Source organism: Bradyrhizobium sp. SZCCHNRI2009 (assembly GCF_032485115.1).
GTDB lineage: Bacteria > Pseudomonadota > Alphaproteobacteria > Rhizobiales > Xanthobacteraceae > Bradyrhizobium.
In genome coordinates this window covers 120,119-140,477 of record NZ_JAUEUH010000013.1, presented here as the reverse complement: position 1 = coordinate 140,477, position 20,359 = coordinate 120,119, and the positions used below count along the sequence as shown (strand labels likewise).

The 20,359-nt window shown below is 66.2% G+C and carries 13 protein-coding genes; 8 read left to right on the top strand and 5 right to left on the bottom strand.

The window, feature by feature from the left end; all coding sequences use genetic code 11:
* The first annotated feature begins 688 nt into the window (after positions 1-688).
* From QX041_RS32525 to QX041_RS32490, 8 genes are all read left to right on the top strand, one after another.
* On the top strand, positions 689-6,007 hold the full coding sequence (locus QX041_RS32525) for an AAA family ATPase (protein ID WP_316167917.1): 5,319 nt from the start codon (positions 689-691) through the stop codon (positions 6,005-6,007).
* A 32-nt stretch (positions 6,008-6,039) separates the two neighbouring features.
* Positions 6,040-7,509: a formylglycine-generating enzyme family protein gene (locus tag QX041_RS32520; RefSeq protein ID WP_316167916.1), complete on the top strand. Its 1,470-nt coding sequence runs from the start codon at positions 6,040-6,042 to the stop codon at positions 7,507-7,509.
* 9 nt (positions 7,510-7,518) lie between these two features.
* Complete coding sequence (locus QX041_RS32515; RefSeq protein WP_316167914.1) at positions 7,519-8,127, top strand: DUF4399 domain-containing protein; 609 nt, start codon at positions 7,519-7,521, stop codon at positions 8,125-8,127.
* Between the two features lie 271 nt (positions 8,128-8,398).
* The gene (locus QX041_RS32510) at positions 8,399-8,662 is read left to right on the top strand and encodes a hypothetical protein (RefSeq protein WP_315716491.1); all 264 of its coding nucleotides are present in this window, start codon (positions 8,399-8,401) and stop codon (positions 8,660-8,662) included.
* Positions 8,663-9,101: 439 nt separating this feature from the next.
* Positions 9,102-9,380 (top strand): PepSY domain-containing protein, encoded by a 279-nt coding sequence (locus QX041_RS32505; RefSeq protein ID WP_315716492.1) that lies wholly within the window; start codon positions 9,102-9,104, stop codon positions 9,378-9,380.
* Between the two features lie 10 nt (positions 9,381-9,390).
* Positions 9,391-10,170, top strand: a complete 780-nt coding sequence (locus QX041_RS32500; RefSeq protein ID WP_316167913.1) for a cytochrome b/b6 domain-containing protein — start codon at positions 9,391-9,393, stop codon at positions 10,168-10,170.
* A 615-nt stretch (positions 10,171-10,785) separates the two neighbouring features.
* Positions 10,786-11,127, top strand: a complete 342-nt coding sequence (locus QX041_RS32495) for a cupredoxin domain-containing protein (RefSeq protein ID WP_315716494.1) — start codon at positions 10,786-10,788, stop codon at positions 11,125-11,127.
* Positions 11,128-11,215: 88 nt separating this feature from the next.
* The gene (locus QX041_RS32490) at positions 11,216-13,072 is read left to right on the top strand and encodes an outer membrane beta-barrel protein (RefSeq protein WP_316167912.1); all 1,857 of its coding nucleotides are present in this window, start codon (positions 11,216-11,218) and stop codon (positions 13,070-13,072) included.
* 352 nt (positions 13,073-13,424) lie between these two features.
* Here the strand turns inward: QX041_RS32490 and QX041_RS32485 are convergent, their stop codons facing one another.
* From QX041_RS32485 to QX041_RS32465, 5 genes are all read right to left on the bottom strand, one after another.
* Positions 13,425-14,213, bottom strand: coding sequence for a TonB family protein (locus tag QX041_RS32485; protein WP_315753745.1), 789 nt, complete (start codon positions 14,211-14,213; stop codon positions 13,425-13,427).
* A 26-nt stretch (positions 14,214-14,239) separates the two neighbouring features.
* On the bottom strand, positions 14,240-14,689 hold the full coding sequence (gene exbD, locus QX041_RS32480; RefSeq protein ID WP_316167910.1) for a TonB system transport protein ExbD: 450 nt from the start codon (positions 14,687-14,689) through the stop codon (positions 14,240-14,242).
* Positions 14,690-14,693: 4 nt separating this feature from the next.
* On the bottom strand, positions 14,694-15,983 hold the full coding sequence (exbB, locus tag QX041_RS32475; RefSeq protein WP_316167909.1) for a tonB-system energizer ExbB: 1,290 nt from the start codon (positions 15,981-15,983) through the stop codon (positions 14,694-14,696).
* Between the two features lie 953 nt (positions 15,984-16,936).
* Positions 16,937-17,626: a Fe2+-dependent dioxygenase gene (locus QX041_RS32470; protein WP_315716500.1), complete on the bottom strand. Its 690-nt coding sequence runs from the start codon at positions 17,624-17,626 to the stop codon at positions 16,937-16,939.
* Positions 17,627-17,666: 40 nt separating this feature from the next.
* Positions 17,667-20,198: a TonB-dependent receptor gene (locus QX041_RS32465; RefSeq protein WP_315828452.1), complete on the bottom strand. Its 2,532-nt coding sequence runs from the start codon at positions 20,196-20,198 to the stop codon at positions 17,667-17,669.
* Positions 20,199-20,359: the final 161 nt, after the last annotated feature.

The following is a 20,359-nucleotide window of genomic DNA, read 5'->3' as shown; positions in this document are numbered from 1 at the left end:
GATGACGTTGATGTCGCTGCAACAACAGCTACTTCAGCTTCGAGGGTGTTTCAAGCAGCACCGGCTGCGGGGCCATCGCGGACGTCCTGCCCACGCGGCTTCCGTCGGATGCGATCACGGTACTTGCGGAGGGGAGCGCGCAGCGCGATGCACGCAGGCGCCAATGCTTGTGGCGCCTGCCTTGCAAGCGAGCCGCATCCGCGGCGGGTTCGTGGCCGAACATGGACCGCAGCCGCGCTGCGGCGTGGAGATCGGGCGTTCGGCATGCGTCGGGATATTTCTTCTTGAGCGTTAGAAGTATTCTTAGACACATTCCAGCGTATTCGTCCGCAACCCAAGCTTGTTACCGGCCACGCGCGCCGCGCTACACAAAAAGCCCAGACTAACAAACTTGTTAGGCACGATTTTCCTCATCGAATGAACCGGGATTTTTTCCCGATTCCCCGACAGGGGCGAGAATCGTCACATTCATCTACCTGTCGGGTCATTGATGTGACCTCACTTCGCCATACCCCTCCGCAACGAGTCGGGAGTTCCGTCGACGTTGCAGCGAGGCAAGCTTGTCCACTCTGAACCCACCCTTCGATCGCCCGGCGCACCGCGATCACGCGCAGGGCCATCCTTGTCGGTCAGCCTCTCGCCGAGCTCCCGCCGACGTCGCGGCCGACTTCAGAGAAGGATCTGTGCGATGAGCCAGCTGGTGAATGTGCGGCCCAACGAGGCCGGCGCGGGCGATCGCAAGGCGCAGAGCAGTGCAGCCGATCACGGCATGCGGCTGCTTGGTGCTATCGGCGCGGCGGCCCTGGAGCCGCAGTCGCCGACCGACGCCTGGGCGTTCTCGACGAGCGAAGCGCTCGGCACGGGATCGGTGGTCGAGCCGTTGCAGGACGTGCTCGGCAGTCTGACCGAGATCATTCGGGCCGAGCGCTCCCCGGCGGAGCGGCAGCCGGATCATCCATTCGCCGACGATCATGGCTTCGCGCTCGACCAGGAGGAGCTGGCGGGTCTGCCGGGCGTGGTGCTCAATACCTTCGATGTTGACGGCCCGGTGTGGCTCGCCGTCGAGGCGCTTGCTGCGACGCAGCCTCCCGCCATCGACTACGATCTCAAGATCTGGGTCGAGCCGTCGTCCGAGCCCGACCGTCGTCCATCGCCGCACGAGAGCATCGTCGTCACGGTCGATGAGATCGAGAAGAACCGCCTCACCTTCGCCCGCCACGCACGGCCCGAGGATTTTTCGCCCGCCCCGGCGCTGGGCGCCTGGACCGGACGGCTGCGTCTGGAGCAGCGTCCTGACCTCGTGCAGCGGATCGAGCGCTATATCAGCGGGCCATGGACCGCCTGGGCCGACACCGAGCGCATGCGCCGCCGGACCATGGCGATCCATCAGCGGCTGCGCGACATGGCGGCCACGGCCCGCGACGATCAGGCGATCGAGGTCATGTGGGGCATCGCGCTGTCATCGTGGCGGCAGGGCGGGCGCGAATTCGAGTTGCCGCTGTTCGAGCGCGCGGTCGAGATCGAGATCATTGCGCGTCCGGATGCCGAGGTCAGGGTCCGGCCGCGCTTCGTCGGCGCAACCGTCAATTTGAGGGCGCTCGATGCCGTGGCGCCGGACGTGGCGCTTGCTGTGCGCGACAAGCCGGATCGCCTGGTCGAGGCGCTCGAGCAGCGCGCAGAGCTGTCGCCGTTCACGCCGATCGGCATCGATCAGATCCTGAGCGCCGCAGGCGCGCAATCCGGTTACAAGACGTCGCGCAGTCTCGCATCTTCGGACGATGCGCCGGCCATGGAGGCCTCGGAGGCCGCGCTCACGTCGGGACGCTGGGTCATATCCGCGCGGCGGCGGCCGGAGAGCCTCGCCCTGCGCGACATCGACCGTCTCAAGAACGCGATCGAGCATGCGCCGCAGAGTGAGTGCTGCCTGTCGGGAGCCGTGAGCGCGCTGCTCTCGCAGCCGGATGGACGCGGCCACGCCAATGCGCGCCGGCACCTTTCCAGCATCGTCGGCGGCCCGATCGACCTTGCGCCGGCGCCCAAGCCTGCTGCGGTCGAGCAGGGCGATCTGTTCTTCCCGCTGCCGGCTGTCGCGGAGGATGTCGAGGTCGTACGCGAACTGTCGCGGTCGGATGGCCTGATGGTCCAGTCTGTCGAACGCGACGATCGGATCACGGCGCTCGTCAACGTCGTCTGCCATCACCTCGCGCTCGGCTCGCGCGTCCTCGTCGTGTCCAGGGACGAGGCTGCACTTTCGCTGCTGCATCAGAAGCTGCCGCCGGCCATTCGCGAGCTGACCGTCAGCTCGACCGGCTCCGACAAGGACGTGCTCAGGAAGGCCGAAGCCCTGGCGGGCCGGCTGCAATCGATCCTGGATACGCCAAATCTGCGCGATCAGGTCGGTCAGATCGGCCGGCTCGAACGCGACATCATCTCGAAGCGCACGCAGATCGCATCGCTCGACGACGAGATCGCCGAGATCGTCCGGCGCAATCTGCGGCTCGCCGGCGGCTTGCCGGAGCTGCCGTTCGATCTGTTCAAGGCGCTGATCGGCGAGCAGGACGCGCATGCCTGGTTCACCGACCGGCCGAAGCACCTGCTCGCAGCCTCCGACTCGCTCGTGACGGCGATCGACAAGGCACGCGAGGCGCGGCTGCGGCTTGCCGCTGATCTCAAGCACATCGATGTCGAGTTGCCGGAGCTCGCGGCGCTTCCCGACACCGCCGCTATCCTGCGTCTGCACGCGGAGCTGCAGCACCAGGCAGGGCTGACGTCGGACGCTGGCCGCGACGAGGATCTCGCGCTCGACGCCATCGCGACCTTCGGGCTCGACGCAACCAACCGTCTGGCGGCCGATCTCGATGCGCTGGTGGCTGGCCATCGCGCCATCGCCGAGGAGACCTGGCTTGCACGGCTGTCGCCGCTCGGCGCCGCCAAGGCCGACGCTCCCGCGGGTCTCGACAAGGTCGTGGGGTGGGCGCGTGATGCGTCGTTCCAGCTGTCCCGAAGCGCCGAATTCACGAGGCGCCAGGTGCAGGCGCCGGTCGAGGCGTTCACCAGGAGGGATGCAATCCGCGTGGTCGAGCGGCTGGCGGCCGGCGAGAAGCCGTTCGCGCGGTTCTCGCCTTCGCGCCGCGCGCTGAAGGCCGCCGTCGAGGCCATCACGGTGGACGGGGCCGAGCCGTCGAAGCCGGCGGATTGGCAATATGTCGGGCGCTTCCTGCTGTGGCGTCACGACCTGCATGCATTGCGCGCGCGCTGGACGTCGATCGCAACGCAGATCGGTGCACCCGCGCTTCAATTGGAATCGGCGCGGGCGTTTGATGACCTCGAGCACATCGTCAAGAGCGTCGAGGCCGCCATTGTGACGGCCGCGCTCGCCGTCCGCAACGTGGCCGATGCCTGCTCCAAGCTGTCGATGCCGGACGGCGACGTCAGGGCGATGCTGGCCGATGCACAGCGGCTGGCCGCGTTCGGCGCGGCGATTCGGACCGTCATGACGCGCGTATCGGGACCGCTGATCGAACTCGCTCGCCTCGGCGAATTGTTCGCCCGGGCGGGAGAACTCGCCGTCTCCGTTCAGGATGACGTGCTGTCGCGGGTCGGTGACGCCGAGACGGAGCCGCAGGAGCTCGAAACGCGGTGGACAGGCATTCTCGCGACCATGGAGAAGATTCGCGAGGCCAGCCCGGACTACGAACTCGTCAGGACCGCCTGCCGGATGGTGACTGCAGCGGGCGCGCCGAGTCTGGCGCAGCGGCTGCGGTCCGCGCCGGGCGCGGGCGAGGCGAAGGATGCGGCGACGCTCGCGGAATGGGTGGCGGCCTGGAATTGGGCCGTGCTGATGCGGATCGAAAGTCCGGAGGAGCGGCAGCTGCTGCATGACCTCGCGGCTCAGCGCGCGCGGCTGGAGACGCGGTCGCTGGCCTTGTTCGAAGCGGTGATCGGCGCCCGCATGTCGCTGGGCATCGCGCAGAATGCGGGCGTCGCCGTCAGGCAAGCGGTGAGGCGGTTCAGGGACTCGATGCAGAAGATGGCGTCGGCCTGCTCCGGTCCGACCGCACGCCGACTTCGGCTTGCTGCGCGCAGGTCTCTCGACGGCTGGCTCGAGGAGATTCCCTGTCACGTGATGCCGGCCTGGCGTGTCGCCGAGTTGCTGCCGGCCCGGATCGGCACCTTCGATCTTCTGGTCGTCGACCACGCCTCGCGCTCCGATCTGCGCGAACTGACGGCGATGCTGCGGGCCCGCAAGGTTCTGATCAGCGACGAGCGTCACGACGACGGAGCCTTGGTCGAAGCCGGCCGCAACGATCCTGTTGTCAAACGCACCGAGACGAACACGCTGCGCCGCGTTCCACCAGCTCTGCGGCGGCTGCTGATGCCGGGTGCCTCGCTGCGCGATCTCGCCGCGATCCTGTTTCCCGATCGCATGATCGAGCTGCGCGCGCGCCCTGCCGGCGTCGAGGCAGCCTCGGTCACAGCTGCGCTGCTGCCCGCCGATACCTCCAGACCGGCCGATGCACCAGCCGCCGAGCTGCCGCGGCCGGCCCGCGCGGCAGCGCCCGCGCCGAAGCAGCGGCCGCAGCCACGGCAGGTCTTCACGACGCACTCGCTCGAAGAGGAGATCGCCACCGTCGCGAAATATCTCTCGATGGCTCGCCGCTCGGGGACGGACATCGTCACGGCTGCCGCCGGCAAGCCGGGCGCGCCCGCTATAGCGCAGCGTGCCGAGAGCCGCGCGGCTGCGCCCAAGCCCTCGCCGGAGATTCGCGTGCTGCGCCGGCGTCCGCCGCGCGATCCGGCCGCGGACATCGTGACGCCGGTTGTGACTCCGGCTCCGCCTGCGCTGCCGACCGTCGCGCAGCCAGCCACGGTCGAGCCGACCCAGCCGAGCGCGGCCGCCGTCGCTGAAGCGCCGGTCATCGTCGCCGATCGAGCTGCGGTGCCGCAGCGCCCTGCCGAAAAAAAGGTGGTCACGGCGGAGATCGAGGCGGAGTCCACGGGCGCCGCGCCGGCAGAGCCCGTGAAGCCTGCCGTCGTTGCGACACCCGCTGCGGCAGCGGCTTCTGCCACCACTGAGCCCGCCGCCGCTGCTGCGGCTACAGCCTCTGCTGCGACTTCTGCAGCGCCGGCGACCGAGATCAAGATTCATCCCTCCCTCGTCGCGATGGCGTTCAAGGCGACGGAGAACGCCGCGGCACCACGCCGCCGTCGGCCGAGCCGGCGGGTGATGGCGTTTGCCGCGGCCGGATTGCTGGCAGTCGTCGGTGCGGCGGTGTCCTGGGAGCGCGCGTCGGAATGGATCCAGCTGTCCCTGAGCGGTGCGACGGCAGCGTCGGCTTTGCCGAGCGAACCGGGCGCCCATAAGGTCAGTGCAGAGCGGATCACGCCGGAGTCCAAGCCGGTGGTTGAGTCCAAGCCGGTGGTTGTCGCCGCGGCAGAGGAGCATGCCACGGTCGGCATGAGCGTGCCGGTCAGCACGCCGGCGCAGGCGTTCCTCTATCATGAGGATCCGCAGGATCCGAAGGGCAAGCGTTATCCTGGCAAGGTCACCTGGTCGATCGAGCAGACCAAGGGGCCGCGACTCGATACGGCGCCGGCGATCAAGGGTGAGATCGAGATCGAGAACGGCACCAAGGCCACGATCTCGCTGCGGCGGAACGCCGACATGGAGATGCCGGCGAGTCACATCATGGAGCTCAAGTTCGACTGGCCGGATCAGTCGGTCAGCGGCCTGACCAGCCTGAGGGGCATCGGCCTGAAGGGCGAGGAGGCCGAGCGCGGGACGGCGCTGGTGACCCAGACCGCCCGGGTGACACCGAAATACTTCATGGTCGCGCTGTCGGCCAACGAGGTCGATACCAAGCGCAACCTGATGCTTCTCAAGGGCAAGCAGTGGTTCGACATTCCGATCGTCTACGAGGGCGGCAACCGGGCGCTGCTGTCGATCGAGAAGGGATCCGACGGCGACCGCGTGTTCAAGGACGTGTTCGCCAGCTGGGGTCAGTGACGGGGTTGGCGGGCATCACGAGCGAGGACAGCATGAGCGAGAGTTCAGCGTTGCAATGGCTGCGGGCTCCCAAGCTCGCCGAGGATGCGCTGCCGGAGGATTCCCGCGCGGTGGCCTGCCGGCGCTGCGGCCGCACGGTGCAGGTCTCGCTCAGCCCGATGCGTCCGCCAAGCTTCCTGCGCGTCGAGGATCAGGTCGAGTGTCCCGAGGTGCAGGAGCGCTGGACCGGCAAGAGCGAAGGCGGGCTGTTGCTGATGATGTGCGGCGCGCTCGAGCAGTCGCTCGATGCCGAATGGGAGATCGCAGAGCCGGAGAGTGCGGCTCGACGAGAACCTCCACCAGTCTCTCCGGTGCGCCCGTCACCCGCGCCGGCGGCGTCCCTTCCAGACAGATGGGACGACGGCAGCGACGGTGATCAGGAGGAGGCGGGTGAGGGCGGCCGGCTGAAGGCCGTGTTCGCACCGGCGGCAGGTGCGCGCAAGAAGCTGATCCGCGGAGCGCTCGGCGTCGTGGTCCTCGGCATCGTCTTCCTCGGCGGCGTGCTGTTGCCGTTACGCGAGATCAGGCTGCTGATTCAGGCGCCGCCTGGGTCGGCCGGATCGTCGAGCTCGCAGCAGGAGGCGCAGTCCGCCGCGCCGCTGCCTCCGCCGCGCCGGATCCTGCTGGAAGCCGCCGGCGCGCGCCAGGACGCCGCGCGATCGCCGTCCAGCGCCTTCATCGCGCCGCGCCAGGATGCTCCGGCACTCGAGGCGACGCTGGCGCGATCATCCGACACGGCAGCCATTCCGCGGCCCGCGCCGGCGCCGGAAGCCGGGCCGAAGCTACGCTTGCCTGAGCTGGTTGCGATCGCCGGTGGCAGTTTTGCGATGGGCGGCGACGACGAGTCCGAGCAGCCGGCGCATCAGGTCAGCGTGCGACCGTTCTCGCTCGGCAAGCATCCCGTGACGATCGGCGAGTGGAAGCAGTGTGTCGCCGCGGCAAGCTGCGCCGACATCGCGGCCGGTGCGGATGATCGTCCGGTCACCAACCTGAGCTACGACGACACGCAGGCCTATCTCGCCTGGCTGTCGAAGGCGACCGGCAAGTCGTTCCGGTTGCCGACCGAGGCCGAGTGGGAATATGCCGCGCGCGGCGGCCAGCGCACCCGCTATTGGTGGGGCGATCGCATGCGCCCCGGCATGGCCAGTTGCAAGGGCTGCAACGGCACGGGCGACGCCGAGACCGACCAGCCGCCGAAGATCGGCAGCGTCCAGGCCAATCCTTACGGCCTGTTCGACATGGGCGGCGGCGTCGGCCAGTGGGTCGCCGACAGCTGGCACAAGAACTACAAGGGCGCGCCGGCGGATGGATCGGCCTGGCTCGAGGAAGGCAGCTATGCCCGTGTCATCCGCTCGGGATCGTGGAAGAACGGCGCCGCCGATGCGCGGGCCGGCAGCCGCGACCGCTATGACGGCCGCATCCGGCATCCGACCCTGGGTTTCCGCATCGCGCTCTCACCATAGGGGATTTGCATGCTGCCGAGGTCTGCGCGACTCTGCCTCATCCTGACCGCATCGCTCGTGCTCGCGCCGTCATTGGCGCCGGCCAAGGGAACGAAGGCTGCGAAGGATGCCCGCGTCTATTTCATCTCTCCTGCGGACGGGGAGACGGTGACCGGGCCCTTCATCGCTCGCTTCGGACTGCGCAACATGGGCGTTACCCATGCGGGCGACGATTTCGCCGGCAGTGGCCATCATCATCTTCTGGTCGACGTCGACGAGACGATGCAGGCCGGCGAGGAGATTCCGCGCGACAAGAAACACGTTCATTACGCAGCGGGGGAGACGGAGGCGCGGATCGAATTGTCGCCCGGCAAGCACACGCTGCAGCTCGTGCTGGGCGACACCAGGCATCTCAACTTCGATCCGCCCTTGATCTCCGAGAAGATCATGATCACGGTGAGCAAGCCGAACGGAGGCGAGCAGGAGGCGCGCGCGACGCGCAGCGTCACCGTCCGAAGCCGACCGCAGATCCGATCCGTACCAACCGAGCCGCCGGCCCAGCCCGAGCCGTCGCCGGAGATGACGAAGTCGCCCGAGAGCTCCGACTTCATCAGCCGCGTCTTCTCCGGAACGAAGTGACGAGCCTTCCATTCCCGACGGCCGGGCGCGTGATGCGCGTCGCCTTGCGCGCGACCGTGGGACGCAAGCTCGCTCGCTCCTCGCGGATCCATCGCTGAGGGCGGCGCTTGTCGCTTGATGGCGGCAAGGACGATCCACCATCGTCCTGCCCCTGCCGCAGCGATGGAATGATGCATGTCGAAATCCGCGCCAGGGCTCGCGAGGCATGCGCCGCACTGGGCGGCGCAAGCGCAGCTCACCCGGCAATGGCCGCTCGTCCTGGCGCGCGTCCATGGCAGATCCCGACGCAAGCGGGGACGTCGTTGCCGAGGCATCCGACACGTCGTTTTCCTGCAACGACTCGCCATCCTGGTCGGCAGTCAGTGTCGGCAAGGGCATCGCCCGCGCCCAGGATCAGGATGGCTGCGCCGCTGTCCGCACGGATGTGCGTTTGACGGCCGGACGATGCGTGCGCAAGCAGCCGCATCGTCATCATCCACCATCGATCTCGATCCGGTCGTGCGAACGATGGCGACGCTCAAAAAAAAACTTCTGAGGCTTAAGGTCGCAGCCTTGTAGCTGTCGGTTCCTTTCTCGCCTCACCATGGTCACAGCGGCAATCGGGCAGGAGTGTGGTCCCGCACACAGCGCCGTCCACGCCTTGTGCGGGAGCAAAGCGCATGCGCCTCGCGATGATGCTGCTACATCCTTGCGAATCAATATCAGTTGCAATGCGCGGGGAACCGCGCGCGTTGTCGAGTCCTGAAAAGATCAGCAGCCTGCCGACACGGTTCAATCCTGACGGGACCGCATGTGAGTTCGCATCTCAGCGACATTGCGGCCGGATGCGGAACGTTTCGAGCCGCGCCTGCGTGATCGAGGCCATCCGCCGCGGATGATGATGTCCAAGTTTCGTTGAAATCTCCTCCCCTTTGTAGCCTGCGCATCGAGCGCTGTTGGCGCCGATGGCGCAGTCTTCGAGGAGGGATTTGATTATGAAGGTCATCAAGCTGATGGGTGTGGTCTTGGCGGCGGGTCTGGCGTCGGGCTCCGCAGCGCTCGCCGACGGCTACAAGGATTGCACCAAGCTCGACAAGGCGTCGTGGAAGACCACCGCCGAGGCCGAGGCAAAGGCGAAGGCCGCGGGCTACGAGGTTCGACAGACCAAGATCGAGGGCACCTGCTACGAGGTCTACGGCGTCAAGGGCGGTAAGCTCTATGAGCTGTTCTACAGCCCCGAAGACCTCGCGCTGAAGCACACCAAGGCGAAGTGATCTGATGGTCATGCGTGACGCAGGCCAGGCACAGCGGAGCGTCTTCTCCGAGACGCCGGCGAACTCGGGTTCGGGGACCGTAGCGGTCTGGGATTTTCCGCTGCGCGTCTGGCACTGGTCGCTCGCGGCCTTCGTGCTCGTCGCCTGCGTCACGCCCAACACGTTCGATCGCCTGCATCGCCTGGCGGGCTATGCCGTCATCGGTCTTCTCGCCTTCAGGCTGATCTGGGGACTGATCGGCAGCCGTCATTCGCTGTTTGCGCGGATCAGCCTCAAGCTGCGGGCGGCGCCTCAGTACATCGTGGGCATGTTGCGCGGAGAGACGGGACGCTATCTGGGCCTGAACCCGGCAGGGGCCGCGATGCTGGTCGTGATGCTTGCGCTTCTGATCGTCTCGACCATCAGCGGCGTCATGCAGGTCTCGATCCGGTTCTTCGGCGTCGGCTGGATCGAGCAGGCGCATGCGCTGTCGTCCAATGCCATCATCGCCCTGATCGCCGTGCATGTGCTCGGCACGGTGTGGATGAGCGTGCTGCAGCGGGAGAATTTGATGCGCGCGATGGTGACGGGACGCAAGCGCGTGCCTGGCATCATGCGCGCCGCGCCTGCGGTGGCGCGCAGCGTCGCACGCCAGAGCCCGGAGCCTGAGCCGATGGCGGACGAGGAGCACGTATCCGTTGTACCCGATCTGCCGCCCCTGCGCGTGAATCCGGCCCCCGGCACCGCGAAGCCTGCGCGTATGCCGCGATCCCTCAGCATTCACGACAGGCGGCTGGAGGTCGGCAGGTGAGACGGCGGGCATCGGTCGTGTGCGCTCGCCGGCGATATGTGCGTGCAGGCCCGCGCCTGATTTCATTTCTAGTGCGCGCAAGGCTTGTCCGCGCACGGCTCGAGCTGGATGGGCGCACACGCATATTGCGGTCCATGCCGCGTGAGACCAGCACGAGCGTGTCCCTTCGTGCATCTCGCTCGCACTCGTCTCGATGAGCGGGCGCATGAGGATCATGCATGTGCTGTGCGCAGCGTAGGCGGTCGATCGTGAGTCTCGTGTGGTTCGCGGCGCGCGACGGCGCTGCATGACCTGTCGTGTCTCATATCAGCACAGATGCGAACTAAGGCGATTGTGCTGCTACCGACCGCAGTGACCGCTGATTTTCGTCGTTGTCATTCGGCGCTGTGCATCGGCGATGCTCGAGCCCGCGCGTTTGCGCGGCGACTTGACGCCGTACAACTAATAAATTCGCGCGCTTTGTCGCACACACAGATGTTGTCAAATTTCGACACGGCAAATTGCCGCATTCGGGACTTTATAGTCGTTCTATGAAGTGTCGAAGACTCGTCGAAACAGGCGAGCGCTGGAAGACGTTCGGCACATTCGGGTGAATTCGGGACAGGGACATACAGCATGAATCTCTTTGGGAAGGTACAGGCAGCAGGAGCCGCCGTGCTGTTGATCGCGGCGTTCGCGCTGCCGGCAGGTGCGGCTGAGACGACCATCGAGATATCGGTCAAGGACAACAAGTTTCAGCCGGCGGAGATGAAGGCGCCGGCCAACACGCCGATCGTGTTCAAGGTCAAGAATCTGGATGGCGCGCCGGTCGAGTTCGAGAGCGAGCCCCTGGAGTTCGAGACGGTGATCAAGCCCAACATGGAAGGCGTCGTGAAGGTCAAGGCGCAGAAGCCGGGACGCTACGAATTCTTCGACGACTTCCATCAGGGCAACAAGGGCGCGCTGATCATCGAGTGATCCGACCTTCGACGCCGTGATGCCGGGATGCGTCACGCCGCGGGCGCCGCGCTTCGCGGGTTGCCGAACTCGACGGAGACGAGGCTCTTTGGAACGGGCAGCACGAGAGACGGTCGCTTCCAGACGTGGCATCGGTCGCGACGTCTCACGGTGCCAGGAGGAGACGGTTGCGATCACCGTGCTGCTCGTGACGCTGTTCGGAGTCGCGCCGTCCTACGGTCAGGCCGTCACGCCGGGGAGTCAGGTCAGGGCCTATGCAGATCCGGGGACCACCGACGCCGGACCGGTGGTGGTCGTACCCAATCGCCGCCGCCAGCCGGTGAGGCCGGCGAACAGCAATGGACCGCTGGTCATTCCGCAGGTGATCGTTTCGCCGGGCGGGGTCGAGCCGGAGCCGAAGGCGGCCACGCAGGTGGACGAGGCTCCACCGCCGCGGCCGCGGTCTCCGATCGATGCGGGCGCGGGCGCGCTCCCGCAGGCCGCGCGCCGCGAGCCGGCGCCGCGTCTGGCTCCGGTTCGAAACGGCTTTTTCGGTGCACCGTCCGCCGGCCTCCTGGTCGGCGGCTGCCTGTCGACGCCGGGCCGGCTGTCGGTCACGAACGTGCCCAATCGCTGCCTGGACGCGCTGGCGTTCGCCGTCAGTCCGCCGCCGGCCACGCGTGGCGTGCTGCCGCGCAACCTGCCGCCGATTCCGCGACAGGATGCGCAGCCGATTCCGCCCGTTCTGGCGGACAAGCCCAAGATGCGGCTGCCGCCGGTGAACAAGGGGCAGAAGCCGCAGGAGCAGCCGCAGCCGCCGATGATGGCGGAAGACCCCTATGAGCCCAAGGGCATCACGGTGGGAAACTTCATCCTGAAGCCTGCGTTCGAAATGTCCTCAGGCTTCGACAGCAATCCCGGCCGTGTGCCGCAAGGCAAGGGCTCGGCCTTCGTCAGCGTTGCGCCGGTCCTGCTCGTGCGCTCTCAGTTCGAGCGGCATCTGCTCAACGCCGATGTGCGCGTCGGCTACATCGACTATGCGAAGCTCCGGCAGCTCAGCAGGCCTACCGTCGACGCCAAGGTGAATGGGCGCTACGACATCACCGATACGTTTGCGCTCAACGGCGAGGGCCACGTTGCCGTCGATGCCGATGATCCCGGCACGCCGCGCTTCGCCGGCCGGTTCGCCAGGATTCCGCTCGCCTCCACCGTCGGCGGCTCGGCGGGCGTCACCAAGCGGTTCGAGGAGGTCGAGGTCTCGACCAAGGCCGCCATCGACCGCGTCGCGTTCCAGAACGCGCCGCTCGTCGACGGCCAGATCGTCAGCAATGCCGATCGCAACTTCGTCCAATACGGCTCGCAGAGCCGCATCACCTACAATCTGACGCCGGAGATCCGTCCCTTCGTCGACGTCGCCGTCGATCGCCGCGTTCACGACATCGCGGTCGATGCCGAAGGCTTCCGCCGCGACTCCACCGGGACGGCGGTCGAGGCCGGCGTGACCTTCAACTACGCCGACAAGCTGACAGGCGACGTCGCCGTCGGCTATCTGACGCGCCGCTATCAGGATCCGATGCTCAAGCCGGTCAACGGCTTCATTGCCGACGCCAATCTGACATGGCAGTTCGCCAAGGAGACAGCGATCGCGCTGGGGGCCAAGTCGCAGGTGGTGGAGATCACCGAGCCCGGCATTTCCGGCGTGCTCAAGCGCGACGTCACCGTCGGCATCGAGCATCAGTTCGAGCCCTGGCTCGTCGGCACGTTCCTCGCCGGCTATGGCGAGGACGCGTTCACCGGTACGACGCGGGTCGACAACCGCTATCTGGTCGAGCTCGGCATGCTCTACAAGTTCTCACGCCTGCTGCAGCTCAGGGCCAGCGTCCGGCGCGAGGAGACGCGCTCCAACTTCCGCGAAAACAATCTGTCGGCGACCGTGGTGCAGGTCGGCGCGCGGGTACAGTACTAGACGAACGTTTCCATCCAATCGGCACGCGTGGTGGGCTGAGCCCCCCGCAGTCTCCAACGCTGTCGTGCCTCGCGAAAGCGGGGCATCCAGTACTTCCGTAGCGGCAGATGCCGAACCGAAACGTCACGGCGTACTGGATCGTCCGCCTCGGACGATGACAGCGAGGATACCCATCTCCGAATATGAGAGGAGACTTTGGAAAAGGTCGTCTCGCGGGAATTCCGGCCGGATACGGAAAGGTCTCGCGTTCCTTCGTCCGCGCGACCTCGGCCCAGCAGACGCAAAAAGCAGCGCTCGCGCCATTGCGAACGCTGCCAAGTCTTCAAGATACACGCGTCGAACGACGCACGGTCTACTTCTTCTGGTTGAAGTTCACGTCGAGGCTGAAGCTGAACTGATCGTCCGTCAGTCCGGACGGCGGCGCAGGCACAGGGTCGGAGCGGCGGATCATCGCCAGCGCGGCATCGTCGAACATCGAGTCGCCGGACGACTGCATGACGGACGCAGACACCACCTTGCCGGCCCGGCTCAGCACCAGCGCCACCTTGACCGTGCCATTGTGCTTCTTGCCTTCCGGATAGCGCTTGTGCAGCTCGAAATAGGCGCTGATCTTTCGGCCCCAATCGTTGGTCAGCTTCTGCTTGTCCTTGCCCATTCCCGGATTGGGGGCCTTGGCCGTCTCGGCCGGCGGCGCGGCCTCGTCCAGCGCCTTGCGGGCCGATTCTTCCTGCGCAGCAGATGCGACCGACGCCTCGGCCTGCTGGGTTGCCTGCTGCTGTTCCTCCTTCTCCGGCTTCTTGGGATCGTTCTGCGTGACGACCCGATCGGCCTCCTCCTCTGTCTCGGTCGGCTTGTCCTTGACGGCGTCGGACTCCTTGACTTCGGCGGTCTGCTGCATCTGCTCCGGCGCAGCCTCGGCCGCGTCGCTGTCGGGACCCGGCGGAAGATCGTTGTCCTCGACCTGGGGCGAGGCGATCTCGAGCGCGAATTCGGCGCCGGCCGCGCCGAGACCGCCGTCCGCGTCATTGCCGCTGAGATGGACGACCGCGAGCGCGGCGCCGCCACCGTGCAGCATGAGGGCGCCGATCGCGGCTGAGATCCACAAGCGGCGCGACGCTCCCTGATACTTGTGTTCGACCATTCTTCAGTTCCGTCGTTTCACTGGTTTCAATGTGCAGTCTGGGCGGCGGCCTGTGAGACGCCTTCGACAGTCACGAGCTTGATCTTCGGATAGCCGCCGGTCCGTAGCAGCTCCATCACGTCCATCAGCTCTCCATACGCCACGCCCCGGTCGGCGCGCAGGAAGATGAACTTGTCCTTCGCCGCCTCGGGGATGTGCTCGAGCGTGCTCACCAGGCTCGCCCGTTTCACCGGCTCCTCGCCGACGAACAGTGTCAGATCCGGCTTGATGCTGACATAGATCGGCTTGTCCGGCTTCTTCTGCGGCGTGGCCGTCGATGTCGGGAGATCGACCGGCACGTCGACCGTCGACAGCGGCGCCGCGACCATGAAGATGATCAGCAGCACCAGGATCACGTCGATGAAGGGCGTGACGTTGATGTCGCTCGTCTCGCCGAGATCATCGTCGCCATCGCCTTCCGAGAGAGAGACGGCCATGGAGCTACTCCGCCGCCAGCGCCATCGGAGGCGCAGAGTGGACGTGGATGGGCTCGAAGTGCTCGCCGTGATGGCTGCTGTGGTGGCTCTGGCCGCGATCCAGATCGCGCGACAGCATCCGGGCGGTGGCGCCGGAGGACCGGTTCACGAGCTCCATGTAGCCCTTCGTCACCCGTGTGAAGTGATTGTAGATGATCACGGCCGGGATCGCAGCGACGAGGCCGATGGCGGTTGCGAGAAGCGCTTCGGCGATGCCGGGCGCGACGACCGCGAGGTTCGTGGTCTGCGACTTCGAGATGCCGATGAAGCTGTTCATGATGCCCCAGACCGTGCCGAACAGGCCGACGAAGGGCGAGATCGAGCCGATCGTGGCGAGCAGGCCCATGCCGGTCCGGCAACGCCGGCCCTCGGCACGTACGATCTCGGAGAAGCTCGACGCGGCGCGCTCGTTGACGCCGTGAGACGGCAGTTCGGACGACATTCTGATCTCGTGCATGGCGGCGTCGATCAGAGCCGTCAGCACGTTCTGGCGTGATCCCAGCGCGAGCTTGGCTTCCGACAGCCAGCGTACGTCGTCGACCTTGCGCAGCGCGCCGCTCAGCTTCCGGCGCAGGATGGAGAACTCGATGGTCTTGGCGATGAAGACGGTCCAGGTCGCAAGCGAGGCGAGCGCGAGCCCCATCATGACCGACTTCACGAGAATGTCGGCGGCCAGGAACATCGACCATGGCGACAGATCATGCGGCACGTGTGATGCCGCTTGCGCACCGCCTTGTGCCGCGCCCTGGGCCGGCTTCTCTGCCTGGTCCTTCGCCTTGTCGCCCGCTGCCGTGTCCGTGACGGCTTCGGTCGCGCTCGACGGCTGGGTGTCGTTCGTTGTGGCGGCCGGTGCCTGGTTCGTTGCACCAGCTTGCGGCGTGGTCGCGCCCGGAGCCGGCGAAGGCGCGGCCGCCTGCGCCGTGGGCGCGGGCTGGGCAACGGCGGGGGCTGTCTGCGCCTGTCCGACGGTCATCGGCTTCGGAGCCCCGCCCTGAGCTTGAGCTGCGTGCGCGACGGGAGCCGGCGCACTGGCGGCGTTGGCGAGCGCAGCTGCAGGCGCCTGCGTGGCGGCCGCCGTCGTCGGAGCCTGAACGGATTTCGCGCCGGTCGGAGTCGTGGGACTCGGTGCTGTGGTCTGCGGGGCGGTGGCAGCCTGGCCAGGTCTCGGCGACGTGGCCGGCTGCTCGGCATGCGCCATGGCGCCGGCCGAAACGGCTGCGATCACCGCTCCTACATGAAGAACGATCCTGAACATGTTGCTGCGTACCCCTTGGTAGTTATCTTCTCTGTAATGCTTCTAGTCGTAACCCGGCTGTTTTGAGACGGCGCGTTGACTCAAAGCGGGAACATCAATGTCGGCAGTCACTCCGGTGAGTGCGATGCCAGATGAAAAATCGAATCGTGTGATCTGCGTAAGAGCTCGCGATGCTGCCCATCGCGTCATAACTCCCTGAAAGTCCTGACCTGGGGCGCGACGAGCCGTGCACGGTTCCGCCAACGCGGCTGCCTGTCACGCAAATGCCGCCGTTCGGTCTTCCATCAATTCTAATTAGTGGGCGCCGGCGTGATGGTCCCGTTCGGTGGGCGCGAGGGCATCACGCGCGTTCTTCGAGACGTGATGCCGCCGGAAAGGGCTCGAAAGCGTCGAGATCCGAATCAGGGTGCGGTGGAATCAGGTTTGTTTGAAAAAACGGGCCCCGCGCGATCTGCTCAAGCCGCGAGCGGTGGCTGAAGTTCGCGAATCGCACACGCTTGCCGGCGTAGAAAGATCGTGCTGCTCGCAAGCGGCGGTCTGCCGGCAGTCAAGGACGTGTGACAGCTCAAGGAAGAGACAGGCGGCCGCTTGTGAGATTGGACGGTGGTCCATCGCGAAGGCTGAGAACGGCTCCGCAGCGATGCGGTCATCGTCCGAACGAATGAGCCGGGCTGCATGTGTGCAACCCGGCTCGTAGACGATCGAACTCAACGTGAGCATGGCGACCGAAGGCGGATATTGAGACGCGCGTTTCCTTGGAAACAGCGGTCGATGCCGGGTCTATCGCTTGCCATCTCGACCGCTGTCATACTCCGCGAAGGCAGTGCATCCAGCAATCCGCGAAGATGATGAACCGAGATGTCACGGCGTACCAGATCGTCCGCGTTCGCGGACGATGACAGTGAGGGTCTACATATCTGCATCAATAGGGCTGGAACGTTGAAAACGGTCGTCTAGTTCTCGGCCCAGTAGCGGATCAGGTTGTGATAGAGGCCGGTCAGCCGCACCATCTCCGGATCGTCGCGTCCCATCCGCTGCGACAATCCCTGGATCGTCGTGTCGAGATCGAAGATCATGCTGCGCGCGAGGGGATCGCGGATCATGCTCTGCAGCCAGAAGAACGAGGCGACGCGGACGCCGCGCGTCACCGGGGTGACCATGTGCAGGCTCGAGGCGGGATACAGCACGAGGTCGCCGGCCGGCAGCTTGACCTCGTGCGAGCCGTACAGATCCTCGATCACCAGCTCGCCGCCGTCGTAATCCTCCGGCTCGGACAGAAACAGCGTGACCGAAAGGTCGGTGCGAATGCGCAGGCCGGTGAGCTTGTCGCCGCGGACCGCGTTGTCGACGTGGATGCCGAAATGGTGGCCCGACTCCGCGCTGTAGCGGTTGAACAGCGGCGGGAAGATCTGCTGCGGGATGGCTGCGGCGAGAAAGCGCGGATTGGCGGTCATCGCCGAAATGATGCGGTGGCCGAGCTTGCGCGCCACCTCGCTGTCGGGCGGCAACTGCTCGTTGCGCTTGACCATGGCCGACTGGGCGCCGGCCGTCGAGCGACCGTCCTCCCAGTCGCTGTCGTCCATGATGTGGCGGAAGTCCGCCACATCGTCTTTGCTCAAAACTCCGGGGACACAGATCAGCATGAACTCATCACTTGATGTATGCCCAGGTTTGGGTGTGCGATCAGAACCGCCCGGACAGGACGATCGACGCGCTTCGTCCCGGACCGACGAGCACGAACGGGGTGGCACTCTGATAGAGAGCGTCGTAGTAGAGCTTGTCGAAGATGTTGGCAACAAACAGCTTCGCCGTCCAGTTCTTGTCGAGCTTGGCTTCCGCGAACGCATCGAAGCGCCAGTAGCTCGGCAGCTCCGTGCCCTGGTTGGCCGCCAGCCAGGTGCCGCCGAAGATCTTCGAGCGGTACACCGCCTGGCCGCCGATCTCCCAGGTGTCGTTGATCTGGTACTTCGTCAGCAGGCTGAACGACTGGTGTGCGGTGTTGGCGAGTTGCAGGCCGACATTGCTGGTGAACAGCGCGGTGTTGGCTGGCGGGATGTTCGACTTCGTCACCTCCGACTGCATCAGCACGATGCCGCCGAAGATGCTCCATTTGTCGGTCAGCTTGCCGCCCGCCTGCAGGTCGATGCCGCGGATGCGGTAGGCGGCACCGGCCGAGAGACACGGCACGGAGCCGATGGTGCCTGCCGGATACGGGCAGTCCGCGGTGGCCTGCGCGGCGCTGGTGATGTTGCGTGACTCGCGGGCGTTCTCCTTCTCGGTCTGGAACAGCGCTCCGGTGACCAGCAGGCGACCGTCGAGCAGCTCCCACTTGGTGCCGATCTCGATCGAGGTGTTCTTCTCGGGCCCGAAGATCTGGTTGGCGCCGCCATTGGTGACCGCCGACAGGCCGCCATATTGCGGGCTGAGGCCGTCGAACTCCGCGCCGACCGGATTCGACGAGGTGGCGTAGGCCGCATAGAAGCTGGCGTAGGGCACCGGCTTCAAGGTCATGCCGACGTTGAAGTTCGGCATGCCGCTGGAGGCCGCCGTCGAACCCGGCGTGTTGGCGACGCCGTTGACGGTGCCGAAGCCGTCGACCCGGACGTCGTATTTGTCGTAGCGCACGCCGCCGTTGAGGATGACGAGATCGCGGTAGTTGACGCTGTCGAGCGCGTAGACGCTCGCCGAGTCGATCTTCACGTTCGTCGGGAATTGTCCCAGCGACGGAATGCCGAACGGTAGGTTGGTGAACTGCGGGTTGAACACGCTCACGCCCGAGAGCGAGCCGCTGCCCGCGAACGCCAGGCCCTGCTGCTCGGATGTCAACCCGGTGTAGCTGTTGATGCGCGCCTTTTCCTGCGAGACTTCGAGCCCCGCGAGCACGGTGTGCCTGAAGTTGCCGGTATCGAACTTGTAGGTCGCCTCGAGCTGGTTGGCGAGCACGTCGGTCTGCTGGAAGCGGCTCTGCGGATTGGCCCGGATCGTCGAATTCGACAGCGGGTTGGTGAGCGTCGGGCCTTCCGGCAGCGTGCCGATGTAGTTCAGGGTCGAGCGCGACACCCGGATCTTGTCGGAGATAGTCAGGTCTGGAGTGACCTTCACCTCGGCATTGAACGTACCGATGTCCTGTCCGACACGCGAGAAGTCGCGGTTGACGAAGCCATACCAGGCGTTGCGCGGCGAGCCGACCTCGGGGAATGGCGCGCCGGCGGTGAGCGTGCTCGGCCGATAGTAGGGAACGCCGAAGTCCGGACGGCCGGTCACCTCGTTGTGGATGTAGTTGGCGGACAGGGTCACGGTGTCCAGCGGCGTCCACTTGGTGGCGATGAAGCCGCCGTTGCGGTTGTCGGTGACGTAGTCGCGGCCGGCCACGCCGGCATCCTGGAACAGGCCGCCGACGCGGGCAGCGAAGGTCGGCGTGATCTTCTGGTTGACGTCGATCACCACGCGCTTGGTCCTGTCGGTGCCGAGCGTGGTGTCCATGTTGTAGAAGCTGTTCTCGGTCGTGGCCTGCTTGGTCACGATGTTGATCGCGCCGCCGGTGGTGCCGCGGCCGGCGAAGGACGACGCCGGGCCGCGCAGGATCTCGACCTGCTCGGTGAAGAAGTTCTCGCGCACGGAGACGCCGGCGTCACGCACGCCGTCGATGAAGACGTCGTTGCGGGCGTCGAAGCCGCGGATGAAGAAGCGGTCGCCGAACGCGTTGCCGCCTTCGCCGGTGCCGAGCGTCACGCCGGCGGTGGAAAGCACCGCGGATTTGAGGCTGGTGGAGTTCTTGTCCGCCAGGATCTCCTTGCTCAGGACGGTGACGGTCTTCGGCGTGTTGAGCAGCTTCTCCGGAAACTTGCCGGAGGCCTGCAGCCGCTCGCCCTTGTAGTCGGAGGCGGGGCTGGAATAGGGGTTGCGGTCGGGCGGCAGATTGCTCTTCGGCGCCGCGGCCTGTTGCTGTTGTTGCTGGCGGGCGGCGCGGCGCATCGCGTCGCGGGCGCGGACCTGGTCCGCGGTCGGGCGCGAGGCGGCCGGCTTGGGGCGCGCCACCGGGGCTTCGACGGTGACGGACGGCAGCGGCGCCTGTTGGGCTTCGGCACCGGAGAACGAGGCAACCGCGATCAGGCTCGCGACTGCCGAGACTTTCACACCGGAAATCTCGGGAGATGGATCCCACTCGTGTCCGCTTGCCCCTCGCAAGCTCCTTGGAAAGACTGCCTTACCCATACTCGACCACCCCATTCGTTACGCAAAACTTTGACTTGGGTTCGCTTGAACGCCCGCAACCGGCGCGCGCTTGTTGCGAATGCAAGTCAAGAAGCGGGGGAAAGCGGCCCAAAGCTGGTTCCGCCGGTGGCCGGAATGCGAAAAGTTTCCATCCATTTCTG